The organism is Exiguobacterium sp. s75, from assembly GCF_018617145.1.
Lineage (GTDB): Bacteria > Bacillota > Bacilli > Exiguobacteriales > Exiguobacteriaceae > Exiguobacterium > Exiguobacterium profundum.
The window spans coordinates 1,154,541-1,180,055 of the sequence record NZ_JACSJQ010000001.1; the positions used below are offsets into that span (position 1 = coordinate 1,154,541).

The following is a 25,515-nucleotide window of genomic DNA, read 5'->3' on the forward strand; positions in this document are numbered from 1 at the left end:
CTCGTTAAGTAGTATTATTCTGCAACTTTTACCATGCTAGGGCGAATGACTCGACCGTGCATCGTATATCCTTTTTGAAGCTCCATCGTCACGATACCTGACTCGAACTCATCGCTCGGTTCTTGCATGACTGCTTGATGGAAATTCGGGTCGAACGGCTGTCCGACTGCTTCAATCACTTCGACTTGCTCAGCATTTAATACGTCAAGCAGTTGACGATGAATCATGTCAACTCCTGATTGAATCTGCTTCGCATCCTCCGAAGTTGCGTTTACTTGAAGTGCACGCTCAAAGTTGTCAATGAGCGGAATCAATTTTTCAATGACAGACTGTGAAGCAAACTTGACGCGTTTGGCGTTCTCTTCGTTCGTCCGACGACGGAAGTTGTCAAAGTCGGCACGAATGCGGAGCTCGCTCGCTTTCAACGCTTCGATTTCTTTTTGTAAGTCCGTCCCCTCAGAACTTTCTTCCACAATCTCAGCATTTAAAACCTCATCTTCATTTGATTCAGTTGACTCATTCTCTTCTGTTTGTGCCGAGTCTACAGATTTTTCTTCAAGCACGTCATCTTGCTCATGCCCGTTTTGGTGATCTGCTGTCATAGTAAAACTCCTTTCCGTCACTCGTCTAGTTTCGTTCGTCGCAACGCTTCGATAATTTGTCCCATCATTTGGACACCATGACGGTAATTCATACGCGTTGGACCAATCATAGCGATTGTTCCGAATGTTTTACCGTCTAGTGTATAATCCGAGGTTATGACACTACAATTTTGAAGGGCGACAATTCCGTTCTCGCTCCCAATGCTCACATAAATCTCACGATTTGGCAACGATTCGAGCCAGTGCGTCAATCGTTCTTGCTCATCAATCCATTCTAGGAATGGGCGTAACGTGTCGAGCGTCTGAAACTCGGGTTGATTGAAGATCTTCTTCTTGCCCCCGAGATAAAGCGAAGACGGCGTTTGGATTCCGACCGTCGATTGAATCAGTTGCATCATGTTTTCGTACTGCTGTCGCTGAGCGAGTTGCAATTTGGCAACTTCCTCCCCAATCCGGATTTTCAATTGTCCGATTGGCGTTCCGACAAGGCGGTCGTTCAACAGTCGAATCGTTTCCTCGATGACGTCAGGAGCGACACGCGATTCAAACATGACGGTACGATGCTCGACGTGACCTTGATCCGTGACGATGAGAACGACACCACGGCGCTCGTCTAATGGCATAAAGTCCACACGGGCCAACGTTTCCATTTGGCTGTTCGGACCGAGGGCGACCGTCGTATAATTGGTCAAATCAGAAAGGAGATCTGCAGCTTGTCGAATCAAGATCTCAGACTCTTTTGAAGATTGTTTCAAACGTTCTTCTAGTCGACCTGTCTCCCGTTCGTCGATGATCTGCTTCTCGACGAGGTGGTCCACGTAATATCGATAGCCGACCTCTGACGGGATGCGACCTGCAGAAGTATGCGGTTTTTCAATCAGCCCCATGTCTTCCAAATCGGCCATATCATTCCGAATCGTTGCTGAACTAAACGTCAAATCGTCTCGTTTCGACAATGTCCGAGAACCGACCGGCTGAGCCGTCTGGATGTAATCGTCAATGATGGCTCGAAGAATGAGCAATTGTCGATCTGTCAGCACAACATCACTCCTCTCTGGAAAGGTTACCCCGCTTTATTAGCACTCATATTTAACGAGTGCTAATTACACTTCAAATATTATCATGTTCTCACTATTTGTCAATTCATACACTCGGATTTTTTCACCTTTTTTCACGATAGCAAACCTACGAAATGAAAATAAAAGCCCATTTCGGTAGAATAGATGATGAGGTGATTACATGTTTACAACAAAACAATTTAATGTATTTAAACAGGATGGACTCGACGAACGAATGTCTGGTATCCGTTCGGATATTCAACCGCTCTTCCATCGGATTTATGACGAGGTCGGGCCAGAGCTTGAGGCTGATGTCGGTATCCCTCTTTATTTGCATGTGGCAAAGCACGCTCGTCGGACGGTGAACCCACCGAAAGATACGTGGATGGCGATTTGTCACGACAAACGTGGGTACAAAAAACATCCGCACTTACAAGTTGGACTTTTCGACGATCGCGTCTTCATCTGGCTAGCGTTCATCTATGAGATGCCGAACAAGGACGCCATCGCGAAACACCTGCAACAAATCGATTTGAAATCAACATTCCCTGATTTCCATATCGCGGGCGACCATATGAAAAAAGAAGCGTTACTTGTTGAAGATACGTCAACTGAAGACATTCAATCGCTACTTGAGCGATTCGGCACTGTGAAAAAGGCTGATTTCTTGATCGGCCGTCAACTTCCTGCCGATGCGTCGATTCTTCAAAATGAAGACGCATTTCTCGCGTTGGTCGAAGACACGTTCGGTCGGCTTACACCGCTCTATCGTGATCTCGTCTTGTAATATAAGAAAATGGACAAATCCTCACGAGGGACTTGTCCATTTTTTTATGAATCAGCATGTTCAAGTTTTGCTTCTCCAATAAAGGCTGCAAAGGCTTCATTGGCGAGTGGCAAACCGGATGCCGTTAGACGGATATGTGTGTCCGTCCGTTCAATCAGTGACTTCTTCACCAACTCTTCGATGACGTGACCGAACACATCATCGAGCGACACTCCGTACTTTTGTTCAAACGTCTGAAGCGAGACCCCGGAACGCATACGCAGGCCGAGGAACAACTCTTCTTCCATCTTTTCCACTTCTTCTAGTTCGGTCACCCGTTTCACAGGGATGCCTTCTGCTTTAATATAGTGAGGAATTGGAGCGATATTGGCGCGACGTGTCCCATTCAAATAACTATGCGCTCCGGCTCCGAATCCATAATACTCTTCATTGCGCCAGTACACTTGATTGTGACGACTCTCTCGACCAGGCAAGCCATAGTTGGAGATTTCATATTGTTTGAGACCATGGCGTTCAAGCGTCTCCATCACTTTCAAGTACATTTCGACTTCGACATCTTCCCCCGGTAAACGGAGCTTCCCTTTTCGATCTTGAATCGCAAAGACGGTATGCGGCTCGAGGATCAACGAATAAGAGGATACATGTTGAATCGGTAATTGGAGCGCTAGCGCTAAATCACGGTCAATTTGTTCAAGGGTTTGTTCCGGAAGACCGAACATCAGGTCAATCGAGATATTGTCAAAGCGTTTTGCCGCTTCGCTTACCGTCTCGAACACATCATCCGCCCGATGCGTCCGCCCGATGCGCTCAAGTCCACCATCATCAAACGTCTGGACACCGAAACTGAGTCGGTTGACGCCACCTGCTTTCATCGTGTCGAGTTTTTCCGCACTCACAAAGTTCGGGTTCGCTTCGACAGAATACTCTAAGTCGTCTGACGCGAGAGGCAGAAGGTGTCGGCGGACCATGTCCATCAGGCGCGCCATCTGCTCCTCATTGAGCGCGGTCGGTGTCCCGCCTCCGATAAAGATGGTATCAATCCGCTCTGTCGGAAACGCCTCGAGCGTCAATACCATCTCTCGTTCTAATGCATCTAAATAATCATCAACAGGCTGATTTTTTAAAAACACCTTGTTGAAATCACAGTAATAACAAATATGTTCACAAAATGGAATGTGAAGATATACGGCTTTAGCCAATTTCGGCCACCCCTTTCTTCTCATTCCATTTATAACGCTTTTCGTCTGTTCTTTCCAGCCTGCGCCATCAATCGAATCGATGAATGAATAAACCACTCTTCAATTTCGGCTCGAACCAGGTCGATTTTGGAGGCATCTGACCACCGTCATCCGCCACGCGCATCAGTTGTGTCATCGTCGTTTCGTGACAGGTGAAAAGCAATCGGTCCGGCACCTGAGTCAGCTTCTCTAATTCAACGACCGTCTTGTTTCCACCGACAAAATCGACTCTCGCGTCCGTACGGATATCTTCAACGTTGAAGTATGGCGTGAGAATATCTCGCTGTAAGATGGCAACGTCGAGCGCCGGGTCTTCTTGCCGTTTCGTCAACTTATAATACTTCCCTCGATAGGCGACTCCGAAGACGCCATGTTCATTCGGCAGGACAAGACGATCCTCCTCCTTGATCATGTATGAAAACGAGAGTCCGTCTAACATATTCTCTACCTCTTCAGGACTTATCGCTGTCAGCACGCGATGATACGGCAAGATCGTCAATTCGTCACTCGGGAAGAGGACACCTAAGAAGTGTGTACGTTCATTCTTTTGAGAACGATCCCCACTCATCCCGGAAACGACCGCTGCCGCTTTCGCACGATGATGTCCATCCGCAATGTAGATCGACGGGATGGTCGCGCCAATCATCATGACACGAGCGAGTTCACGGTTCGGAATCATGAATCCTTCATGCATGACGCCTCGTTCATCTGTGAACGAGAATAACGGGTCTCCGTCAGTCGCATTATGTAGGATTTGCTTCAAGTTTGCATGTGGAGGATGACTGAGTAGAATGGGACCGGTGTGCGCTCGCGTCGCCCGGACATGCTCGACACGTTCCCGCTCCTTCGTTTCCCGTGTATGTTCGTGAATCTTGATGCGACCGGCTTCATAATCCGCGACTGAAAAGGTGGCGACTAGACCCGTTTGCTGACGTTGTCCCGATGTCAATCGATAGACATAAAATCCGTTCGGACGTTCCGTCAATTCCTTTTCATAGAGACGTTCTAGCTCATGACGCGCCAGCTCCCCCCACTTCTCAAGGGAAAGGTCAGATTGAAGCGCTTCTGGCTTATCAACTGCTAAAAAGGAATCGGGATTTTCTGAAATGACGGCTTGCGCTTCTTCAATCGACACGACATCATACGGGTCTGCAGCGACACGTTCCGGATGCGTTGGCATATAAGGGCTGAACGGTTTAAATACGACCATAAGGATCCTCCTTAAAATTCCCGGACGCGAATGACGCCCTGTATTTCATATAGCGCATGAATCGATAACGGTTCATGCTCGCTGTTGTCTAAATCAATCAACGTATACGCCATCTCCCCGCGGCTACGATTGACCATGTTATCGATATTCAATCCATGTGAGGCAAGTTCTCCCGTGATTTGACCGACCATGTTCGGGACGTTTCGATGCAAAATCCCAAGACGGCGTTTACCCGTGTATGGAAGCTCGACGTTCGGAAAATTAGCGGACGAACGAATATTCCCTGTCTCGAGATACAATTTCAGCGTCTCCACGGCTTGAATGGCACAGTTGACTTCCGACTCTTTAGTCGATGCACCGAGGTGAGGCAATGCCATGACTTGCGGATGACCGATCAGCGTGTGACGGGGGAAGTCGGTCACATACAGTCCCACATGATGATGGAATGCCTTCAGTAAGTCATCATCTTTCACGAGTTCTCCTCGCGCAAAGTTCAAAACAGTCATCCCCGGTTTCATTCGCTCAAACCAACTCCGGTCGATGCTGAATCGAGTCTCCTCAGTCAAAGGCATATGGATCGACAGTAAATCAACGTTGCCCAGTACTTCACTTAAGTGTTTGGCACGCGTGACATGTTTCGAAATATTCCAAGCGGCATCAACCGAGAGATGAGGGTCGTATCCAATGACATCGACCCCGAGTTGGAGAAGATCGTTGGCTAGCGACGCACCGATGGCTCCCAGACCGATAATCCCCACTTTTTTACCTCGCAACTCCGCTCCGAGGAATTGTCGTTTTTGCAATTCCATCGCTTCTTCTAATTGAGATTGCGATGCGGTAGTCTGTTCATTCACCCAATTGAAACCTTTCACAATAGGTCGTACTGAGAGGATCATGCTTGCAAGGACGAGCTCTTTCACCGCATTCGCATTCGCGCCAGGTGTATGAAACGCGACGATTCCTCGTTTCGCAAGTTGATCGAGCGGAAGGTTGTTGACACCGGCCCCAGCTCTAGCGATGGCGAGAAGATAGAGAGGGATGTCCTCTTCATGGACTTGATGACTTCTCAGTACCCAAGCATCGGCTTGATCCGATGCATTGATGACGTACTCGCTTGGCTCGAATCGTTTCAGACCAGCGGCAGCAATTTGATTAAATGTTTTGATGTGATACATGGGTCTCCTCCTCGAATGCTCTCATGACGTCGACGAGGCGTTCTGCCCCTTCTAGCGGCATCGCATTATATAGACTTGCACGTAAGCCCCCTACCGAACGATGGCCACCGAGTTCGAGCAAGCCACGTTCTAACGCGTATCGCTCAAAGCGCAGATCCAGCTCTTGATTTCCCGTTGTAAATGGGATGTTCGTCAATGAACGACGTTCCCCTGTTACAATTGGAGAAAAACAGGACGACTCTTCAAGATAGGAATAGACCCTGTCACTTTTTTGACGATTCAATCGTTCCATTGCTTCGACGCCTCCGCAGTCTTCTACCCACTTCAATACACGCTCGGCTGCAAACATACTAAACGTCGACGGTGTATTGAATAACGTATCGACATGTGATGCATATTGAAGATAACTCGGCAACTGAAGCGACTGAATCAAATCTCGACGGATGATGACGACCGTCAGTCCTGCAGGTCCGATATTCTTCTGGGCTCCGGCATAGATCACCCCAAAGCGCTCCACATCGATCTGCTCGGCCAGAATGTTCGAGGAAGCATCTGCAATCAACGGAACATCGACTTCAGGGATATGTGTAAATCGGGTCCCTTCAATCGTGTTGTTCAGTGTCACATGGAGATAGTCCACCTCTTGGACAAGGCTCGATTCAAACGACATCCCTCCCGTCACATCTACCAACGGATGAATGACATCGACCTCTCCAAAGTGTTTCGCATCTTCCATCGCTTTTTTAGACCAAATGCCTGTATCCACATAAGCGAATCGATTCTGTTTCCGTAAATTCATCGGAATCATGGAAAATTGTAACGTCGCCCCGCCCTGTAACCAAAGTACGGCATAATTCTCAGGGATATGCATGAGTCTTCTCAGTCTCAATTCAAGAGAGTCGACCACACGTTGGAAAGACGCGGAGCGATGACTCGTTTCGATAATCGAAACGCCTTCATATTCAAACGTCAGAAGATGTTGTTGAATCTCTTGCATCACTTCTGTCGGTAGCATGCCGGGACCCGCAGAGTATGTATACGTCGACACGGTGTTTCCTCCTCTATAGTCTGTCTAAGGGTGTACTCTTCCTTATATGAAGTGGCATTTCCTGCCTAAAATACAAAATCGCCCTGATTCGAAAATCAGGGCGATTCAATCTCATTATTCTTCGTCCATGGAGAGGACAGACATAAACGCTTCTTGCGGGACTTCGACGGACCCGACCATCTTCATGCGCTTCTTACCTTCTTTTTGTTTCTCGAGGAGTTTCCGTTTACGTGAAATATCTCCTCCATAACATTTAGCCAAAACGTTTTTACGAAGTGCTTTAATCGTAGAACGTGCGACGATTTTGGTACCGACAGCCGCTTGGACTGGAACTTCGAACTGCATCCGTGGAATGAGTGCCTTAAGCTTCTCAACAATGACCTTCCCACGCTCGTACGCGAAGTCACGGTGAACGATGAAGCTGAGGGCATCGACGACTTCGTTATTGAGCAAGATATCCATCTTCACGAGGCGCGATTGACGGTAGCCGATCAATTCATAGTCGAGAGACGCATAGCCTTTCGTGCTCGATTTCAACTGATCGAAGAAATCATAGACGATTTCACTGAGCGGAATCTCATACGTGATTTTGACGCGAGTCGTATCGATGTATTGCATATCGATGAACGTTCCGCGTTTCTTCTGGCAAAGTTCCATGATGGCACCCACGTAGTCGTTTGGTGTCATGACAGCCGCCTTGACGTATGGCTCTTCAATCGAATCAACCTTTTGTTGCTCTGGCATCTTCGATGGGTTATCGACGTGAATCACTTCGCCTGAAGTAGTTGTCACGTGATAAATTACCGATGGTGCCGTCGTAATCAAGTCGATGTTAAACTCACGTTCAATCCGCTCTTGAATGATTTCCATATGAAGCATGCCGAGGAATCCACAACGGAAACCAAAACCGAGCGCTTGCGATGTCTCTGGTTCAAACTCGAGCGCGGCATCCGAGAGCTGAAGCTTCTCAAGTGCCTCGCGAAGATCGTTGTACTTAGCCGCATCAATCGGATACAAACCACAGTACACCATCGGGTTCATCTTGCGATAACCAGGTAGCTGACTCGTTGCCGGGTTTTTAGCAAGTGTGATCGTATCCCCGACGCGAACATCTCCGACTGTTTTAATGGATGCAGAAAGCGTACCAACGTCTCCGACGTTCAATTCTTTAACAGAGATTGGTTTTGGCGTCGACACACCGAGGTCCGTCACTTCGAACGTCTTGCCGGTCGCCATCATTTGAACCTTGTCTCCTACTTTGACTGAACCGTTCACGATACGAATCGATGCGACGACACCGCGGTAGGCATCATAGTACGAGTCAAAAATCAAAGCTTGCAATGGTTCAGACGGGTCACCTGTCGGCGGAGGGACAAGTTCCACGATTTGTTCGAGAATCTCTTCAATCCCGATTCCCGCTTTTGCAGAAGTCGGGACCGCATCACTCGCATCGAGTCCGATGACGTCTTCAATCTCTTGACGGACCCGCTCGACATCCGCTGACGGCAAGTCGATTTTATTGATGACCGGGATGATTTCAAGGTCGTTATCGAGTGCTAAATAAACGTTCGCAAGGGTTTGCGCTTCAATTCCTTGCGCTGCATCGACGACGAGAATCGCACCTTCACATGCCGCAAGCGAACGTGACACTTCATATGTGAAGTCGACGTGTCCTGGCGTGTCGATCAAGTGAAGAATATACTCTTCTCCGTCTTTCGCCGTATAATTCAATTTGACGGCGTTCAATTTGATTGTAATTCCACGCTCGCGCTCCAAGTCCATCGCGTCAAGCGTCTGCTCTTTCATCTCACGAGCCGTGAGTGCACCAGTCTTCTCAAGAATCCGGTCAGCGAGCGTCGACTTTCCATGATCGATGTGCGCGATGATGGAAAAGTTGCGAATCTTCTTCTGACGATTCTCTAATTCTTGTTTGTTCATATATGGGTTCACCTATCCTTCTCATGCATACCGTGTCATTATATCAAAATCCTAAAGTAATGTGTACGACCTACTACAACAATACCACAGATAGTTTTCAGAATAATCATCAAGTGGTTGCTTTTCATATAACCGTTTGCTACAATTGTGCTTGTTCTGTTGAATGATTACTTGAAGTAATAAGAACATACACTTTCTTGTTTCAGGAGGTGACAAACAATGGCAAACATCAAATCAGCAATCAAACGTGCAAAAACTTCTGAAAAACGTCGTGTTGCGAACTCACAAGAGAAAGCGGCAATGCGTACAGCAGTAAAACGTGTTGATGCTCTCGTACTCGAAGGAAACAAAGAAGCTGCTCAAGAAGCTTTCGTTCTCGCTACGAAGAAGCTCGACAAGGCTGCGTCAAAAGGTCTTATCCACAAAAACAAAGCAGGTCGTGATAAATCACGCCTCGCAGCTCGTATCGCTGCTCTCTAATTAGAGATCACACGAAACAGCCGCCTCCTATTCGGAGCCGGCTGTTTTTTTGTATACCATGACGTAGTGTGGGCCAATCCCAGGGATGTCGAACGGCTCCCCGATTCGTGTAAGTCCATTTCGCTCATAGAAACGGACAGCCACTTCTCTCGCATTACACCACCATGAACTCCCTAGCTCATCATAGAGTACCTGTAAAAATTGAGAGCCGATTCCTTGTCCCGAAACATGAGGATCCGTCGCCATGCCACGGAGTTGGAGCGGAATCTTTACACCCTCGATTTGTTTCGGGGACAGCATGACTGTTGCGACCGACAGCACTTGATCGCCTTCAACCCAAGCGAAGTGTCGCGTCGTCGGCGCCTCATCCCCTTCAAAATAGCATGTCTCAACGTCTTTTCCTGGTCTGAGCACAACATGACGGAGTGGAATCACGTCTTGAAGCGTCACTTGTTTGAATCCCATTCCCTCACCTCACAATAAAGCCAGTTGACAAACGAGCGTATCGAATACGATCTGTTTGTCACCACGTCCTGTTTTCATGGCCTCGTCCGCGTCTGCAATCAATGTCAACGCACGTGCGAGCTGAGCCTCTGAAAAGCCGCGACTCGCTTGTGTCGCCAATTTGATTGTGTACGGGTGGGCTCCGATTTTCGATGCGATTTGCTTCTCTCCATAGCCTGCCTCTGTCAACTGTTTCGACAGGTACATGTTCCGATATTGCCGAGCAAGCAACCCGAGTAGCCCAATCAGTTCTTGCCCTTGTTTTTCTAAATCCCGAACCAATCGAAGCGCTGCATCAGCTTGTCGTTTGACGAGAAGCTCCGAGAGCTGAAAGACGTTATCTTCTAATGTACGTGGAACTAAATCATTCACAATCTCAATCGGAATCGTCGCACCCGTTCCCGCGTACAACTGTAGCTTCTCTAGTTCGCGAACCAACTTTCCCCAATCATCCTGACATAGGAATAAAAGACGCTCCATCGTAGAGCGCTCCATCTTTTGTTGTTCACGACTCAATGCATCGTTCACGTATCGCATCAGTTCATTTTGGCTCGGCTTTTTCGCTTCGAGGACGATGGCACGCTCTTTCAGACGCTTCACGATTTTCTTCCGCTCATCGAGTTTTTCTGACTCGACGATCAAGACAAGAACCGAGTAGGTCGCCGGTTGCACGACATATTCCGCCAGACGGTCGACATTGTGCTTTTGCTTCTCTTTCGCACCCGTTAAGAACTGGGCATTTTTCACGATAACCGTGCGATATTCACTAAAGAAAGGGACCGTCTCCGCTTCATCAAGCGCCGTATCGAGTGACGTCTCTTGAAGATCTAATTGCATGACATCAAATTGATCACCGGATGGATTGGCCGCTTTCACGATTTCACGTTCCCACGTCTCTAACAAATATTTTTCGATGCCATGGAGAACATAGACGCTCGCCAGTTTTCCATTATGTAACCACGGTTCATTCAAAACACACACCACTTTCACAATTTATTCTCATCTAAACATAGATTATCTTCCCATGATTCGCTATACTTATAAAGGAAGTATGATAAGGAGGGACCTAATATGCAAATCAACTCAGTACGCCCACCGAGTGAAAACCCGTTTGAAAATGACGTTCAATGCAAACGTAATGACGCCATCGACTCTGCGATTGGCTTCATCGTCCCATTTGGCTTTTTCTTCACGATTTTCTTCATCGGTGTCATCATCAAGTTTTTAAGTCTATAAGTGTTCAAACGATTGCCCCGGGGGAGCAATCGTTTTTTAGTGTATCACATTTTATCCCGTGCTACTCGATGATCCCCCGACACATGTTCTCTTCACAGACAATCATTCCGTTCAAATCGGTTCGTAATAGACGTCTCCCCACAACCCGTCGTAACGTCTCCTCGTGCGGATGCCCATACCGATTGTTCGAACCGACACTCGCAATGACCCATTCTGGATCGATTCGCTCAAGCAGCTCTTCCCCCGACGACGTATTGGATCCGTGATGCCCTAACTTAAATACGTCGACGTCAAGCGTCGGTAACTCTGCTTCTCCTTCTATCGGCAAATCTCCTGTCAATAAATACCGCATGCCACCTACGTTCATGTACAGGCTGATCGAATGATCATTTTCATCTTCGTGTGGGCGATTCGGTGCCACAATCCACATCCATGGCGTCGGCCGATCGTCTGCCTCGAGATAATGGACCGATACATCATAGGCCGCTGCTAAGTGTAGCAATTCTTCTCGTTTTTCAGCATTCGCCACTTCTTTTGATATCCAAAGCTCTTCTACCGTCACTACCTTCAATAATCCTTCTAATCCGCCGATGTGGTCATGATCCGCATGAGTCAACAGGACAAAATCAAGCGAACGCTCCCCACGTTTCCATAAATAAGGGGCCAATACATCTTCCCCCGGGTCAAACGTGCTTCGCTTTTGCTCGTTTGGATCTTGAAATACGCCCCCTACATCAATGACACCAATCGTTCTTCCCGATTCTACGACGATTGCATCACCTTGCCCGACATCCAAAAAGGTCACCCGTGAAGATTCCGACCATTCTGACCATCCTGCAATCAACCCACATGTCATGATGGCCGCCCCCCATCCGATCCATCGTTTTCGATTCATCAGCGTCAAGCTCCCCCATAACCCTAGCCACAATGCGATTTGCGACGGTAACGCCAGATCGTGCAACGGAAGCCAAGGTCGTAAATCATCGTGGAGAGTGAACATTCCATGAATCGCGTCCAAGACAACCATGAACAACGGGGCAATCGAAGGAATCAACCATGTGACAAATGCGAGTGGCATGATGATCCACGAGATACAGATGGCCATCACGAGATTCCATATCGGTGCCGCGACGGATAGAACCGGTTGTACTTGCCATAGTACAATCAGCCCAAACAGCTGTGCGAAAACGGACAACTCGATTAGTCCTGTCCAGATTTGTCTCGTGACTAACAAAAAGAAGGTCATCCCGACCGTTAATTGGAAACCCAGATTTGTGAGAAGGAACGGTTGAACGGCCAACATGCCCGCCGCACACCAACTCAAGAGCCGAATCGGGTCTCGAATCATCACACCGAAAAGAGAGAGAAAGAGGATTGCATCTGCGACGACGACAGCTCTTGCGACAGGTGGGGAAAAACCAGTCATCCATCCGAACACCGTAATACTAAAGATCATCAGTACCGTCTTCGTTTCACGTCGAATAGAGATCGACTGCAACAATATGCGCATGGCCACGATCAACATAGCAATATGCGAACCGGAAATCACAAGAAGATGAAGAAGACCCGTCACACGATAAGAAAATGAGGTCTGTTCATCTAGCATTCGACTCTCTCCGAACAATAATGCCTCCATATATAATGCGACATCCGCACGATGACGATGCTCAATTTGCTGAAGTTTTCGCTCTTTCCAACGTAGCATCCGACCGTCCCACCCTGCCGTCGGACGACAGGTGTCGATTCGCTTCACCTTCCCTTTAAAGGATACGTTTGAACTCCGTGCCCAAGCCCGTTCATCAAATCCCCCGGTGTTTCGTAACGGTTGAAACGCCTCTATTTCGATTTGCACGAGGCACGTCTCTCCTGGTCGTCCGCGATTTAGTTCGCGTCCTCGTAAGACGCCCTGAAGATTGTCTACGTTCCCGTATAGTCTTACCGATTTCCCATTCTCTTTTCGATTTTCGATTGAGAAGGCAATCGTGTCTGACGGTAACGATTCTGTAGGGGTCGTATGGAACGATGCGATGCAGATGAGTCCAATCACTCCGGCTTTCGCATACAGGCCTTGCCCACGTCGTGTGACCAGATAAAAGACACTAGCGACCACAGAGACCAAATAGAATCCTTCTGTCAGACCGGTTACAATGAGTACCGCAAATAATGGAAACAGCGGCATCTTAAGGCACCAATAAATATGGCTTCATACTTTCTAATGTCTTTTCGCCGAATCCCTTCACATCTCCTAGCGCTTCATATGTTTTAAATGGACCGTTCGCTTTCAGATGATTTAGAATCGCCTCGGCTTTGGCTGGACCAATTCCTGGAACCGTCATCAGTTCCTCTTTCGTCGCACTGTTGACATGAACACCGTTCGTTTCTACCTCGGGACTCGGTGAGTCTTGCGAAATCGGTGTTTCTCCTTTTTTCGGCACGATAATTTTGACTCCATCAACTAACAACTGTGCTAAATTCAACTGCTCTGGGTCAGCTTCATCTGTCAGGACTGCCAAGGAGAGCACATCGCCCACTCTCGCCCCTTCTGGTACGGTATATACGTCCGGAGATTCAACCGCACCTGTCACATACACAACGAGCTCCATACGCTCTGGGGACGTGGTCGGCGTGACCTCCTCAGGTTCCATGACGAATTCGTCCACCATTCGTTGCTCCGGTTCCTTTTGATAAAACAAATAGCCCACTCCTAAAAAAAGAACGACTAGGAGACCGATGACGAGTTGTTTCCATCTTTCCAAGCGGATCACCACCCTGTTCGACTGTTACGTTCAGTATGGCGAATCATGTGTTTCTAAACACGGCTCGTTCTTCCCCACAATCTTGACTTTAGGAAATGATTTGTTTGCATGTTCCATATCGCACTCGTACATGTAACGATATTCATCGACACAATTTCTATGAACAGGTTATAGAATGACGGAAAAAACGGAGACCATCACGTGGCCTCCGTTCCTGCTGTTCACTGTTCGATTATTCTTCTTCGAAATGCTGAACCTGGTCAGCGAGTGCCGCTGCCTGTCCTTCTAACTCTTGCATCAACGTAAAGATTTGATCGAAGCTCGCCTGCTGTTCTTTCATCGAGGCTGCCACTTCTTCGTTTCCTGCGGCCAACTCTTCCGTCACCCCAGATACTTCTTCAACGCGGCGCAAGACGTTGTTCACCTCGTTACTCGATGTGCGCATCTCTTGTTCGATCGTGCGTACGAACGAAGCGACGTGGTCTGTCCGTTCATGGATTCGGTTGAATGCTTCTTTCGTCAATCCGAACGCTTCTAATTGCGCCTCTTGCTCGCGTTTTGACTCATTCACCGTTTCCGTCAAACGGACGACTTCTTGCTGGATCGTCTCGACGACGTGGAAAATAGAGCGAGTCGCCTTGTTGCTCTCTTCCGCCAACTTCTTCACTTCACTTGCTACGACAGCAAATCCTCGTCCCGCTTCTCCCGCACGGGCTGCCTCGATTGCCGCATTGAGGGCAAGTAAATTCGTTTGAGCCGCGACGTCTTCGACAAGTTTCGCCATCGCCTCAATCTCAGCCGTTTGTCGTGCAAAGTGGTCCATTCGCGTGACAAGCACTTCATTCCGTTCGCTTGAGCGATCTAAAATGTGCTCCTGGTCCGTTAATGTTTCAATTCCAGCCGCTACTTCACGTGTCATTTCTGACGTTTCTTCCGTCGTTTGTTTCGTCTGGTTCAAGCTCGTCTCAAATGAAGTTGCCATCGTATGCACTGAGCTGAGCGTTTCTTGCAACTCATTTGCAATCGACTGTGCTCCGTGTGCCATCTCATCAACTGCGTTCGTGATGTTAGATGTCGTACTCACGACCGCCTCATTTTCGGCTGCGGCTGTTTCGGTCATCCCGTTCACTTTCATTGATGTGACTCGGATTGACCCGATCACCGTCTGAAGAGACGCCGTCATGTCACGCATGGCACGTTCAAGACGTCCGATTTCATCATTGCGCGTCGACTCAGGCAACGTGACGAGACGTCCGGCTGCAATCGCTTCGGCCACCTTGACATTTTTTTCGAGTGGTCGAGTGATCGAACGGGCAAAGAAGAAGTTGTAGATTCCGAGCGCTAGGATGACGAGAATCGTCAAGAGAACCGAGATCAACAAGAGACGTTCCGTCTCATTTGCCGCCTCCACTTGAAGCGCTTCATAGAATGAACCGTTCTTTGCAATCAACGTATTGATATCATTTAACAGACCTTCCAGTTTTGCTGCCTGGATCCGAGCTCCGATACCACCTTCAAGTGCCGACTCAACATCTTCGTTCACCTGTTCGTACTTCATCGTGGCACGGTCTAAATGATTTGAAAATGCCGGAATCAAATAAGACTGTTTTAAATCATCGAACGTTTCCGCGTTCGTCACACGGATGCGCTCTAATTGAGTCAATGTAGATTGGTTCGACTGTTCACCAAGTGACGTCCAGAGGGATTGTTCTTGTAGAAGTGACGTTTCAAGTTGAGACAATTCAATCATTTGACTTCCATACTGCTCGTTATACGTTTGCAAGCGATTCAACGTCGACAAGACGTAACTCATCATCAGTACGATCAAGACGACGGTGAAGACGGTTGAGAAGATAAAACGTTTACGTAAACTCATTTAAGTGTCCCCTCCTTCAACTGACGTTCTACCGATTCATACTCTGATGTTTCTTTCTCATCCCATTGAATGCGACGAAGCGGAGCCAAGCCGACGCCGCCCTCTTCAATTCCAAGGATGACGTGTTCATTAAATGGTTTTTCGGTCACACGACCCGCGATTTCTACAATCGCCAAATCGACTTGTTTCAACATCGACGTCACAACCGCATCTGGTGCAATCATCGATTGATCACTATCGACCCCGATTGCCTTAACGCCGTATTTTTCAGCCGTCTCGAGTACACCGACCCCTGTCAGTCCTGCTGCAGCATAAAGAACATCTGCGCCCGCTTTAATTTGTTTCTCAGCGAGTTCACGACCGAGCTCCGGTGAAGCAAAATCATTCGAGAAGTCAACGAGCATCTCCACGTCCTCGTTCACTGCCTTAGCGCCACGTTCAAATCCTGCTTCAAATTTCTGAATGAGTTCAATATCCATTCCTCCGATAAACCCAATGGTATCGGACTCTGTTTCAAGACCAGCCACCGCGCCAGCAAGCGTACTGCCCTCTCCTTCTTCAAACGTAATATTCAAGACGTTCGGAAGTTCAGACACGCCATCGATCAAAGCGAATTGCTGTTCCGGATGTTCAGCCGCAACGGCCTCTAAGTCTTCTTGACACGCAAAACCGAGACCGACGATTACGTCATGTCCCTCTTCTACCAATTCTTCAAAGCCAACTTTGTACGTCTCCGTTTCGGATAGTTCACGATAATCAACGAACCAATCACCCGTCTCACGTAGCTCACCCATCCCGCGCATGGCTGCGTCACTGAACGATTGGTCCCCGAGACCAACGTCAGATAGGACGACACCCATCGTCTGTCGTTCTTCTACAGTGGTATTCGGATCGTCGATAACCGACTGACAACCCGACAACCAAAGGGTACAAGCTGTGATTGTACTGAGCATTATGCTTTTCTTCATGTATTCAATACTCCCTCTCTCTAATGGTCTGACAACCCTTATATCGACCGAGAAGGCATTGTTCTCCATGATTTTTTTTAAAAGTTGTGGTAATAAAATGTCGGGGACATCTGAGAGTGTTAGATGTTTCAAAAGGGATTTTTTTCTAATCATTGAATATACATGATGAATGACTATGATGTCAGATCCGAAAGGAAGATTAACGGAATGATTGAAAAGATAATTCGACATAGTTGGAACGTCATATCAGGATTATTTGTTCTCTTATTATCACTTTGGTTGAGCGGTCCTGGTATAGCAGAAACAGATACCCCACAACATCGTTGGTATTTCATGCTTTGGTTTGTATTATGGACGGTCGGATTTATTTTACAGTTCAGACCGCGAACGAAATGGTTCGGTCTATTCATCACGCTCGTGCCGACGTTATATTATTTTATTTCCGTCCTAAAAGCAGCAGAAGTGATTTCATACTAGTCAATCATGTGCAAAAACAGAGCCATAGACGATGTCTATGGCTCGTGTCGGTTATTCCTTTGACGCAGCAACCGTTGTATCAGCTAATTCACGCTCCGGTGTTGGGGCTGTTGCAACGTTCCCTTTTCCCGCAAAGTTCTCGAGCAAGTCTTTCATATCGATGCCCGAAGAAGCTTTTAATGTTTGTTGAAGCGATGCCATGAGGTCGGTTGCGTAACCTGTCACTTTACCAGCGCCACCGTTTTGTCCGCTCCCCGTGTCGACGACCGTAATCTGATCGATGTTACCGAGTGGCGATGCAATTTCTTTCGCATAATCAGGAAGCATTTTGACGACCATATCGAGAATCGCCGCTTGTCCGTATTGCGCGAAGGCTTCGGCAATCTTCTCTTTCGCTTCGGCTTCTGCAAGACCGGTCAAACGGATAATTTCCGCTTCCGCCTCACCTTTCGCACGTTCAGAATCCGCTTCTGCAAGACCTGCCAAACGTACGCGTTCCGCATCGGCTTTCGCCTGTGCTTCAATACGATACTTCTCTGCATCCGCGATTGCGATTTGACGTGCTTTATCCGCAGCGGCAGACTGTTCAATCGAGTATCGATCCGCATCGGCTTTTTTCTTCACTTCTGAATCATATTGTTTCTCACGACGCATAATTTCTTTCTCTTCGAGCTCGATTTGCTTTTGACGCTCGATGATTTGAACTTGCATCTGTTGTTCGGTGACTTCTTGTTTCGCACGCGCTTCCTCAAGCTCATACGCTTGGTCGGCCCGGGCTTTGGCAACATCTTGCTCACGGCGATATGCCGCGATTCGGAGTTGGTTCTCTTTCTCAGCTTCCGCGATTTCAGAGGCACGCTCAAGTTCGGCCTTCTTCGCATCTTTCATCGCTTCCGCCTGTTTGATGCGCGTCTCTTTATCCGCTTCCGCAGTCGCGATATCAGCATCACGCTTCACTTGGGCGATACGCGGCTTCCCTAACGATTCTAAGTATCCATTCTTATCTCGAACGTCTTTGATGGTGAATGACACGATGACTAATCCCATCTTCGCCAAGTCTTGTGATGCGACTCGTTGAACTTCTTGCGAGAACTTGTCACGGTTCTTATAAATCTCTTCAACGGTCATGGAACCTAAGATCGAGCGTAAATGACCTTCTAACACTTCTTTCGCTTCGTTTTCTCGTTCAATCTTCGGTTTTCCGAGGAACTGCTCAGCCGCTGTCGCGATTTCACTGATTGATCCACCAATTTTAATGATGGCTGTTCCGTCCGCCATGACCGGGACACCCTGCTCTGTATAGACTTCAGGCGTTGTGACCTCTAATTTGCTTGAGAGCAAGCTGAGGGGTTCTGCTTGTTGGAATACCGGAAAGACGAACGTCCCGCCACCGCGAATGATTTTAACGCGGTTACCGGATGTATCGCTATGTACATTTTTCTTGCCTAAATAACTACCTGTCACAATCAGTGCCTCATCTGGTCCGACTGTGCGATATTTTAATACGAATACAAACACAAGTGCGAGGATGATGACCCCGACGATGATGCTGACTAAGATAGCCGTATTCATGTGTTATATCTCCTCTCGAATTGTAGGTTCGTCATATGGCATGACGATTGCGATATTGCCTTTTACTTCAATGATGACTACCCGATGATCTGTCGAAATCGATGTACCGTCTAAGCTTTGAGCCGTCTTTAAAAGCGAGCCCGTTACTGTCTCAATCAAAACTTCGCCATACCCGCCTTCAGGAATGGGCACGGTCAATCGTCCGACACGTCCAACTAATGCCTCATCCGTCAAACCAATGGATTCTTCCGCATTGGAGAGCGGTAAGAGAACAAATAAATAGAGAAGTGTCGTCAAAGCAAGAGACCCGACCAATGCGACAGCGAGCCCAATCATCGGGGAAACGTGAGCCAACGCGTTTAAGATAAGCCCAATCCCTGCCCCTAGTGCTAAGAACGATAAGATGACTGCAGGGTTAAACCAACCCTCGAACATTTCGAACGCATCGGAGAACATCATGTAAATAAAGGTTCCAAGACCAGCGATGATCAACACCCACCAATACAGTTGATCGATTGCCTCCATTACCACCCCTCCTGTCGACGTTTTTGTTCCATCATCAGTACACGTCGAAGTTGTTCGACTTCTAATGCAAGTCGATCCTCAATCTCATCCCACTCCGACAGTGATGAAGTGGATAAGTCGTTCACTTCTCGAACTCGCCCGATGGAACGTTCAATTCGTCGCCGATTGTATAGGTCGACAAGTTCTTGTCGTTCGAGCCGCATCCTGTTTAAAAAATATTCCACTTCTTTTTGAACTTGAACGACTTGATCCGTCACGCCCTCAGAAGAATCTTGCATCAGTAGCCGACGCACTCTCACTTGATGAGCTACTAATTTAGCAATTCTCGCCTCGAGTTCGAGAATGTGCTTGTATAATTCCTCTACCTCATCTCGTTGCGTGTCATCGCGCCACCACACGTCCACCTCACCTCACTTTTCTCTACTCATCTCCATATACGATAAAACCTCATCTTCGGTTTCAAAAAATCATAAAAAAATGTAAAATGAATTTGCCATACAGAAAGGAAGTGCTCATGTTGGGCAACCAAGTCATCAAGCTATCATCCGCATCACAAGAAAAACTAAAGAAAATGTATCATGAGTATGCAGTCGCGCCACCACCATATGCGACATTCAGCGCCAAGACACCGGGATTTGTCGTAACGATTTATCAATCAGGGAAAGTGATGTTCCAAGGAAAAGATGCCGAGACCGAGGCAGTGAAATGGGGAACACCCGCCGAGAAGAAACAAGCATCCACACCGAACACCATTTTACCTGAAGGATTTTCAAGTTGGTCTGTCGTTGGAAGCGACGAGGTCGGAAAAGGAGATTATTTCGGACCACTCGTCGTCGTAGCGGCTTTTGTCTCATGCGATCAAATCGCACTCGTGAAAGAACTCGGCGTAAAAGATTCCAAACAGTTATCCGATCCTGAAATCATCCGGATTGCGAAGGATTTACACGCTACGATTCCTTATCAAAAAGCGACACTGCATAATCCAACATACAACAACATGCAACGTACGATGACACAAGGTAAAATGACTGCCATCGCCCATAATGCTGCGCTTCGAGCGTTGCTTGAGAAACTCGGACAAAAACCCGATGCCATTCTCATCGATCAGTTCGCAGAGAAGTCGGTCTATTATCAACATTTGCGGGCAGAACGCGATATCGTGCGCGACGATGTCTACTTTTCTACAAAAGCCGAAGGACTTCATGTCGCCGTCGCAGCTGCTTCCATTTTAGCTCGCGCCTTCTTCTTAAAAGAAATGGACAAACTAAGTAAACAAGTAGGATTAACCCTCCCGAAAGGGGCAGGAGCAAAAGTCGACCAAGTCGCCGCTCAAATCATTCGACGTTATGGTCAGGATTATTTACAAAAGATTGCTAAAGTCCATTTTGCGAATACAAAGAAAGCTCTCAACTTGAATGAACGTCGTTTGTAGAGCTTCGACATCAAGTATGATATACTCATTTTACGGTTAAATGAACTTAAAATTTTTGGAGGATAGCGTTCATGCTGCATTATAAAACCTACACGATTAGTGATGACCATCCTTGGGTCATCTTCATACACGGGGCCGGAGGAAGTTTATCACATTGGTATCGTCAACTTCGTCCCTTCCGTAAAAAATATAATGTCCTGCTCGTCGATTTACGCGGTCATGGCGGTTCATACGATGCTGAACAGTCGCTCAAACAACCGTTGAACGCCTATACGTTTGATGTCGTCGCCAAGGACGTGATTGAAGTCATGGATCACTTAGGTATCGAAAAAGGACACATGGTCGGTCTGTCTTTAGGAACGATTGTGATTCAGGCGATGTTTGAGCACTATCCCGATCGAATCGCATCGGTCGTTCTCGGCGGAGCCATCGTCAAATTCAATGTCCGCTCCACGTTGCTCATCCGACTTGGTAGTCTTGTGCAAAACTTTGTCCCCTACATGTGGTTATATAAATTATTCGCATGGATTTTACTCCCGAAGAAGCGTCACAAAAAGTCTCGGATGATGTTCGTCCGCGATGCGGCGAACTTATGTCAACGCGAGTTTATCCGTTGGTTCAAAATGACGGAAAATATTAATCCTTTACTGAATCAGTTCACTTCGATCCAGACGAATGTCCCGATTTTATATATTATGGGTGATGAGGATTATATGTTTCTTGAAGCTGTCGAACGGACAGCGAAACATCAGCCGACAGCCAATGTTGAAATCGTTGCAGACTCTGGTCATGTGGTCAATGTAGACCAACCCGATCAATTCAATGCGTTGTCGATGAATTTTATCGATGATCAGATTCAAGCACGTTCACTACAAATGAGCTAATTCAGGATGCCACGGGGCTTCCTGAATTTTTTAATGTTTATTTTCAGAAAATATTGATTATTACAAAAATAGATGGTATTCTTTAGCAAATCCAACGAAGAGGAGATGCTCGAGATGTCCAATCCCGTACATATGAACAGCCTGCTGATTATTATTCGACTGAGGGACTGAAATCGTTTTGTTTTCAAAAACGACTTTTCAGGCCCTTGTTCCCGTGGTAATCGGACAGGCGCCTGCAGGTTGAAACCGCGCCTATCCTTGATGGATAGGTTTTTTTATTGACATAAAGATATAGAGGAGATGATGGAAGTGAAGCAGTATATGATGGATCGAATGGTAAAAATTTCAGCAGGGATGGCAAATGCCGTACTCGTCACGCTCGGTGTCGGTTTATTGATTGAGACGATTGGTAATTTGAGCGGAATCGCGATGCTCGTACAGATTGGACAAGTCGCCAAATCATTGTTGGCACCTGCCTTAGGCGCTGGTGTCGCGTTTCAACTCGGAAGCAACACGCTCATCCTATTTAGCGCCATGATTGCCGCAACCATTGGCGGTGCAGCTTTAACAGCGACGGAAAGCGGACTCGTCCTCGTTCCAGGTCAACCGATTAGCGCACTGATTGCAGCGGCGGCTACTGTCTGGCTTGGAAAACGTGTCCTCGGAAAAACAAAGTTTGATATGATGGTCGTTCCGGTCACAGCCGTATTAGGTGGTGGAATCGTTGGGGTTGCTGCAGCAGCGGTCACGACTCCTCTTATCAACTCAATCAGTCAAGGGATCACCGCATCTGTAGAAACGTCGCCGATTGCCACATCTCTTGTCATCGCACTTGTTTTCAGTGTCATGCTCATGTCGCCTGCATCATCTGCCGCACTCGCCATCGCGCTTCAACTTGACCCTGTCGCCAGCGCCGCTGCCTTGATCGGTTGCTCTGCTCAATTTGTTGGATTTACCTTAATGGCATATCGTCAAACCGACCCAGGTGGATTGGTCGCCTCATTCTTTGTCACACCGAAAGTGCAGTTCCCGAATATCATCAAAAATCCGAGAATCGTCGTCCCACCGTTTATCGCCGCGATGATTTCCGCACCGATTGCTACTTTGATGTTCTCACTCCAAGTCCCATATGAAATTGCGGGTCTCGGGCTCAACTCCCTAATTGCCCCGCTTCAGATTTTAGCGGTCCAAGGGTTGGATGCCTTTCTCATCTTCACGATGACCGGCGTCGTACTCCCTGCACTCATCACGTGGACTCTCTATCGTGTGACGAGTCTTGTCGGATGGACCAAGTTTGGTGATCTCGCACTCGAGATTCAATAATAAAAGGAGCGTTGTCGCAGGTGGACAACGCTCCATATTTTTTACGCTCGTAGTTCAGCGCCGTGTGTCGCACGGACCGCCTCAACAATTGTTTCATATGCTGCCGTTACTTCTTCATCTTGTAACGTTCGTGACGGGTCTTGGAACTTGAGTGAGAAGGCAATCGATTTCTCATCCGCTCCAACATTCTCCCCTGTATAGACGTCAAACAAGACGAGGTCAATCAAGAGTGGACCAGCCGCTTGGCGGATCGTTTGTTCCACTGTCCCAGCCGGAATCTCACGTGATAAGACGAGTGCCAAATCTCGTGAAATTGATGGATAACGTGGTACGTCTTGATAAAGAAGTGTCTCGTCTCCACGAAGTGCAAAGAGGTCGAGTTCGAATACATACACTTCCTTCATACCGTAAACGTCTTTCGATATTCCTGGATGCACTTGTCCGACATATCCGATGACCTCTCCGTCCATCAAGATGTTTGCCGTACGGCCTGGGTGCATATCAGGCATCAATACGGCCTCATACGTGACATCTAGGCGAAGCGTTTGGACTAACGTGTCGACAATCCCTTTTGCGACGAAATAGTCGACCGGGATCCGTGTTCCTTGCGAACGATGATCCATCCATAGACCTGTGACGACACCAGCCACCCGTTCTTTCTCACGCGGTAACGTTTCTCCGTGCTCCGTATAGACGCGTCCTGTTTCGTAAAGTGCGACGTTCGATTGTTGACGCGCCGTGTTATAACGCGCCGCCTCCAGCAACCCAGGGACGAGCGACGTACGAAGTACAGAGCGTTCTTCACTCATCGGCATCGCCAATCGAACGAGCTGATCGGTTTCTCCACCGAAACGTGTCGCATGTGCCTCACTCGTTAACGAGTAGGTAATGGCTTGTGATAAGCCGACTCCTTGTAACAAGCGACGTGTCTGCCTGCGCAATACGTTGATTGCTGGCAAAAAGCCTTTCGATTGAGAGGCAGGTAACGTCGACGGGAGACTATCATATCCGTATAGACGTGCCACTTCTTCTGTGATATCAGCCGGAAGCTCTAAGTCCGGACGGCGCGATGGAATGTGTACTGTCAGCACATCATCCCCTTCTGTCGCGAGCCCGAGACGCTCCAGGATGTGAACGATCGTCTGACGATTGAGTGTCATCCCTAAGCGCTTGTTGATATAGTCAATCGACACTTGGATTTCTCGGGCACGTGATTCGGCTTCACCTGAACGCACCGCATCATGAATGGCTCCTCCACCGAGTTCGACAATCAATTGCGCGGCGCGATCGAGCGCGAGCATGACACGTTCTGGGTCAACGCCTTTTTCGAAACGAGCGCTTGAATCTGAACGTAGACCAAGCGTACGGCTCGTCTTCCGTACGGATGCCGGATCAAAGTACGCTGACTCTAAAATGATATCTGTCGTTGAAAGATCTACCTCTGTATTGGCACCACCCATGACGCCTGCGATGGCGACTGGAGCTTGTCCGTCTGTGATGACCATCATCGATGAATCGAGCGTGCGCGTCACGTCGTCGAGTGTGACCATTTCTTCTCCATTTTCGGCTTGACGGACCACAATCGAGTTGCCGAGTTTCTTCGCATCGAATGCGTGAAGCGGTTGTCCGATTTCAAGCATCACATAGTTCGTCACGTCGACAATGTTGTTGATTGGACGGACACCTTCTGCGATCAAGATATTCTTTAGCCATTGTGGCGACTCTGCAATCGTTACCCCTTTTACTTCACGAGCTGCGTAATATGAACAGTTCGGTGTCGCAAGTTCGATAGACACCTCCGATGGTGATGATGACGTGACATCTGCCGTCGGCAACGTGTATGGACGCTCTAAGATGGCCGCAACCTCATGAATGATTCCATAGAGGCTCAAGCAATCTGAACGGTTCGGAGTCAAGCCGAGTTCGATGACTTCATCGTTCAAGTCGAGTAAATCGAGCACATCTGCACCAACTTGTACGGATTCACGGAATGTGTGGATTCCATCTTGCTCGTCTTCCCGAATTTGTTTTTTCTCAAAGCCGAGCTCTTCGAGTGAACAAATCATCCCTTGTGATTCGACACCACGAAGTTTTGCTTTTTTGATTTTAAGTCCTGGTAAGCGTGCGCCAACTTTGGCCACGATCACATGTTGCCCTTCGCGCACGTTCGGTGCGCCACAGACGATTTGAACAGGGTCACATTCTCCGATGTCAACTTTTGTCACGTTTAACTTATCCGCTTCCGGATGTTTCTCACATGAAAGGACCCGCCCGACGACGATCCCAGAAAGTCCTTCCCCACGATTTGTCACACTTTCGACTTCGATTCCGTTCTTCGTAATCAAGTCACCGAGCGCTTCGCCGCTTAAATCGGATACATCAATATATTGATTCAACCATTTTTTTGAAAGTAACATCTGTCTTCC

The 25,515-nt window shown here is 47.8% G+C and carries 24 protein-coding genes; 7 read left to right on the forward strand and 17 right to left on the reverse strand.

The window, feature by feature from the left end; translation table 11 throughout:
• Positions 1-14: 14 nt before the first annotated feature.
• Both grpE and hrcA read right to left on the reverse strand, forming a co-directional pair.
• Complete coding sequence (gene grpE, locus KNO68_RS05995) at positions 15-602, reverse strand: nucleotide exchange factor GrpE (RefSeq protein WP_012726667.1); 588 nt, start codon at positions 600-602, stop codon at positions 15-17.
• 17 nt (positions 603-619) lie between these two features.
• The gene (hrcA, locus tag KNO68_RS06000; RefSeq protein ID WP_012726668.1) at positions 620-1,642 is read right to left on the reverse strand and encodes a heat-inducible transcriptional repressor HrcA; all 1,023 of its coding nucleotides are present in this window, start codon (positions 1,640-1,642) and stop codon (positions 620-622) included.
• A 199-nt stretch (positions 1,643-1,841) separates the two neighbouring features.
• Here hrcA and KNO68_RS06005 point away from each other — a divergent pair, with 199 nt between their 5' ends.
• A complete protein-coding gene (locus KNO68_RS06005; RefSeq protein ID WP_012726669.1) occupies positions 1,842-2,447 on the forward strand; it encodes a DUF1054 domain-containing protein in 606 nt (201 codons plus the stop codon).
• Between the two features lie 44 nt (positions 2,448-2,491).
• Here the strand turns inward: KNO68_RS06005 and hemW are convergent, their stop codons facing one another.
• From hemW to lepA, 5 genes are all read right to left on the reverse strand, one after another.
• The gene (gene hemW, locus KNO68_RS06010; protein ID WP_211782626.1) at positions 2,492-3,646 is read right to left on the reverse strand and encodes a radical SAM family heme chaperone HemW; all 1,155 of its coding nucleotides are present in this window, start codon (positions 3,644-3,646) and stop codon (positions 2,492-2,494) included.
• Between the two features lie 67 nt (positions 3,647-3,713).
• Positions 3,714-4,895 carry a DUF1015 domain-containing protein gene (locus tag KNO68_RS06015; RefSeq protein ID WP_215112215.1) on the reverse strand — a complete coding sequence of 394 codons (1,182 nt, stop codon included), beginning with the start codon at positions 4,893-4,895 and terminating at the stop codon, positions 3,714-3,716.
• 11 nt (positions 4,896-4,906) lie between these two features.
• Positions 4,907-6,070, reverse strand: coding sequence for a phosphoglycerate dehydrogenase (locus KNO68_RS06020; protein ID WP_214734591.1), 1,164 nt, complete (start codon positions 6,068-6,070; stop codon positions 4,907-4,909).
• On the reverse strand, positions 6,048-7,118 hold the full coding sequence (gene serC / locus KNO68_RS06025) for a 3-phosphoserine/phosphohydroxythreonine transaminase (protein ID WP_215112216.1): 1,071 nt from the start codon (positions 7,116-7,118) through the stop codon (positions 6,048-6,050). Before serC ends, KNO68_RS06020 begins: the two co-directional genes overlap by 23 nt.
• 114 nt (positions 7,119-7,232) lie before the next feature.
• Entirely contained in the window at positions 7,233-9,056 is a 1,824-nt protein-coding gene (gene lepA / locus KNO68_RS06030) for a translation elongation factor 4 (protein WP_012726674.1), read from the reverse strand.
• A gap of 219 nt (positions 9,057-9,275) precedes the next feature.
• Here lepA and rpsT point away from each other — a divergent pair, with 219 nt between their 5' ends.
• Positions 9,276-9,536 (forward strand): 30S ribosomal protein S20, encoded by a 261-nt coding sequence (gene rpsT / locus KNO68_RS06035; RefSeq protein WP_012726675.1) that lies wholly within the window; start codon positions 9,276-9,278, stop codon positions 9,534-9,536.
• Positions 9,537-9,563: 27 nt separating this feature from the next.
• On the opposite strand, the gene KNO68_RS06040 is transcribed toward rpsT, so the two are convergent.
• Positions 9,564-10,001 carry a GNAT family N-acetyltransferase gene (locus KNO68_RS06040; RefSeq protein WP_215112217.1) on the reverse strand — a complete coding sequence of 146 codons (438 nt, stop codon included), beginning with the start codon at positions 9,999-10,001 and terminating at the stop codon, positions 9,564-9,566.
• 9 nt (positions 10,002-10,010) lie between these two features.
• Positions 10,011-11,021 (reverse strand): DNA polymerase III subunit delta, encoded by a 1,011-nt coding sequence (gene holA, locus KNO68_RS06045; RefSeq protein ID WP_312049230.1) that lies wholly within the window; start codon positions 11,019-11,021, stop codon positions 10,011-10,013.
• Between the two features lie 90 nt (positions 11,022-11,111).
• Between holA and KNO68_RS06050 the strand changes: the two genes are divergently transcribed.
• Positions 11,112-11,276, forward strand: a complete 165-nt coding sequence (locus KNO68_RS06050; protein WP_012726678.1) for a YqzM family protein — start codon at positions 11,112-11,114, stop codon at positions 11,274-11,276.
• A gap of 61 nt (positions 11,277-11,337) precedes the next feature.
• Here the strand turns inward: KNO68_RS06050 and KNO68_RS06055 are convergent, their stop codons facing one another.
• The 4 genes from KNO68_RS06055 to KNO68_RS06070 form a co-directional block, all read right to left on the reverse strand.
• Complete coding sequence (locus KNO68_RS06055) at positions 11,338-13,455, reverse strand: DNA internalization-related competence protein ComEC/Rec2 (protein ID WP_215112219.1); 2,118 nt, start codon at positions 13,453-13,455, stop codon at positions 11,338-11,340.
• A 1-nt stretch (position 13,456) separates the two neighbouring features.
• On the reverse strand, positions 13,457-14,032 hold the full coding sequence (locus KNO68_RS06060) for a helix-hairpin-helix domain-containing protein (protein ID WP_215112220.1): 576 nt from the start codon (positions 14,030-14,032) through the stop codon (positions 13,457-13,459).
• Positions 14,033-14,264: 232 nt separating this feature from the next.
• The gene (locus KNO68_RS06065) at positions 14,265-15,908 is read right to left on the reverse strand and encodes a methyl-accepting chemotaxis protein (RefSeq protein ID WP_214683985.1); all 1,644 of its coding nucleotides are present in this window, start codon (positions 15,906-15,908) and stop codon (positions 14,265-14,267) included.
• The gene (locus KNO68_RS06070; RefSeq protein WP_031423197.1) at positions 15,905-16,876 is read right to left on the reverse strand and encodes a BMP family lipoprotein; all 972 of its coding nucleotides are present in this window, start codon (positions 16,874-16,876) and stop codon (positions 15,905-15,907) included. The genes KNO68_RS06065 and KNO68_RS06070 overlap by 4 nt, the downstream gene beginning before the upstream one ends.
• 207 nt (positions 16,877-17,083) lie before the next feature.
• On the opposite strand from KNO68_RS06070, the gene KNO68_RS06075 reads away from it, so the two are divergent.
• Positions 17,084-17,353 carry a hypothetical protein gene (locus tag KNO68_RS06075; protein ID WP_012726683.1) on the forward strand — a complete coding sequence of 90 codons (270 nt, stop codon included), beginning with the start codon at positions 17,084-17,086 and terminating at the stop codon, positions 17,351-17,353.
• A 51-nt stretch (positions 17,354-17,404) separates the two neighbouring features.
• Here the strand turns inward: KNO68_RS06075 and KNO68_RS06080 are convergent, their stop codons facing one another.
• From KNO68_RS06080 to KNO68_RS06090, 3 genes are read right to left on the reverse strand one after another with little or no spacing between them, the layout of a single operon-like run.
• Positions 17,405-18,925, reverse strand: coding sequence for a flotillin lipid rafts scaffold protein FloT (locus tag KNO68_RS06080; protein ID WP_078147174.1), 1,521 nt, complete (start codon positions 18,923-18,925; stop codon positions 17,405-17,407).
• Between the two features lie 3 nt (positions 18,926-18,928).
• Positions 18,929-19,450 carry an NfeD family protein gene (locus tag KNO68_RS06085; protein WP_031423196.1) on the reverse strand — a complete coding sequence of 174 codons (522 nt, stop codon included), beginning with the start codon at positions 19,448-19,450 and terminating at the stop codon, positions 18,929-18,931.
• A complete protein-coding gene (locus KNO68_RS06090; RefSeq protein ID WP_078147176.1) occupies positions 19,450-19,848 on the reverse strand; it encodes a hypothetical protein in 399 nt (132 codons plus the stop codon). Before KNO68_RS06090 ends, KNO68_RS06085 begins: the two co-directional genes overlap by 1 nt.
• A gap of 119 nt (positions 19,849-19,967) precedes the next feature.
• Between KNO68_RS06090 and rnhC the strand changes: the two genes are divergently transcribed.
• The 3 genes from rnhC to KNO68_RS06105 all read left to right on the forward strand — a co-directional run bounded on the left by rnhC (position 19,968) and on the right by KNO68_RS06105 (position 23,089).
• On the forward strand, positions 19,968-20,882 hold the full coding sequence (rnhC, locus tag KNO68_RS06095; protein ID WP_078147938.1) for a ribonuclease HIII: 915 nt from the start codon (positions 19,968-19,970) through the stop codon (positions 20,880-20,882).
• A 71-nt stretch (positions 20,883-20,953) separates the two neighbouring features.
• Positions 20,954-21,766 carry an alpha/beta fold hydrolase gene (locus KNO68_RS06100; RefSeq protein ID WP_078147177.1) on the forward strand — a complete coding sequence of 271 codons (813 nt, stop codon included), beginning with the start codon at positions 20,954-20,956 and terminating at the stop codon, positions 21,764-21,766.
• A gap of 300 nt (positions 21,767-22,066) precedes the next feature.
• Positions 22,067-23,089: a PTS sugar transporter subunit IIC gene (locus KNO68_RS06105; RefSeq protein WP_215112221.1), complete on the forward strand. Its 1,023-nt coding sequence runs from the start codon at positions 22,067-22,069 to the stop codon at positions 23,087-23,089.
• 41 nt (positions 23,090-23,130) lie between these two features.
• On the opposite strand, the gene pheT is transcribed toward KNO68_RS06105, so the two are convergent.
• Positions 23,131-25,506: a phenylalanine--tRNA ligase subunit beta gene (pheT, locus tag KNO68_RS06110; RefSeq protein WP_215112222.1), complete on the reverse strand. Its 2,376-nt coding sequence runs from the start codon at positions 25,504-25,506 to the stop codon at positions 23,131-23,133.
• Positions 25,507-25,515: the final 9 nt, after the last annotated feature.

Bases quoted from the DNA above. Each gene is read 5' to 3' on its own strand.
- KNO68_RS06085 (WP_031423196.1), bottom strand. From the start codon at position 19,450: ATGGAGGCAATCGATCAACTGTATTGGTGGGTGTTGATCATCGCTGGT.
- KNO68_RS06070 (WP_031423197.1), bottom strand. From the start codon at position 16,876: ATGAAGAAAAGCATAATGCTCAGTACAATCACAGCTTGTACCCTTTGG.
- KNO68_RS06065 (WP_214683985.1), bottom strand. From the start codon at position 15,908: ATGAGTTTACGTAAACGTTTTATCTTCTCAACCGTCTTCACCGTCGTC.
- lepA (WP_012726674.1), bottom strand. From the start codon at position 9,056: ATGAACAAACAAGAATTAGAGAATCGTCAGAAGAAGATTCGCAACTTT.
- KNO68_RS06105 (WP_215112221.1), top strand. From the start codon at position 22,067: ATGATGGAAGTGAAGCAGTATATGATGGATCGAATGGTAAAAATTTCA.
- KNO68_RS06020 (WP_214734591.1), bottom strand. From the start codon at position 6,070: ATGTATCACATCAAAACATTTAATCAAATTGCTGCCGCTGGTCTGAAA.
- KNO68_RS06050 (WP_012726678.1), top strand. From the start codon at position 11,112: ATGCAAATCAACTCAGTACGCCCACCGAGTGAAAACCCGTTTGAAAAT.
- KNO68_RS06100 (WP_078147177.1), top strand. From the start codon at position 20,954: ATGCTGCATTATAAAACCTACACGATTAGTGATGACCATCCTTGGGTC.
- KNO68_RS06080 (WP_078147174.1), bottom strand. From the start codon at position 18,925: ATGAATACGGCTATCTTAGTCAGCATCATCGTCGGGGTCATCATCCTC.
- KNO68_RS06015 (WP_215112215.1), bottom strand. From the start codon at position 4,895: ATGGTCGTATTTAAACCGTTCAGCCCTTATATGCCAACGCATCCGGAA.
- rpsT (WP_012726675.1), top strand. From the start codon at position 9,276: ATGGCAAACATCAAATCAGCAATCAAACGTGCAAAAACTTCTGAAAAA.
- pheT (WP_215112222.1), bottom strand. From the start codon at position 25,506: ATGTTACTTTCAAAAAAATGGTTGAATCAATATATTGATGTATCCGAT.
- KNO68_RS06005 (WP_012726669.1), top strand. From the start codon at position 1,842: ATGTTTACAACAAAACAATTTAATGTATTTAAACAGGATGGACTCGAC.
- grpE (WP_012726667.1), bottom strand. From the start codon at position 602: ATGACAGCAGATCACCAAAACGGGCATGAGCAAGATGACGTGCTTGAA.
- KNO68_RS06055 (WP_215112219.1), bottom strand. From the start codon at position 13,455: ATGCCGCTGTTTCCATTATTTGCGGTACTCATTGTAACCGGTCTGACA.
- KNO68_RS06040 (WP_215112217.1), bottom strand. From the start codon at position 10,001: ATGGGATTCAAACAAGTGACGCTTCAAGACGTGATTCCACTCCGTCAT.
- KNO68_RS06075 (WP_012726683.1), top strand. From the start codon at position 17,084: ATGATTGAAAAGATAATTCGACATAGTTGGAACGTCATATCAGGATTA.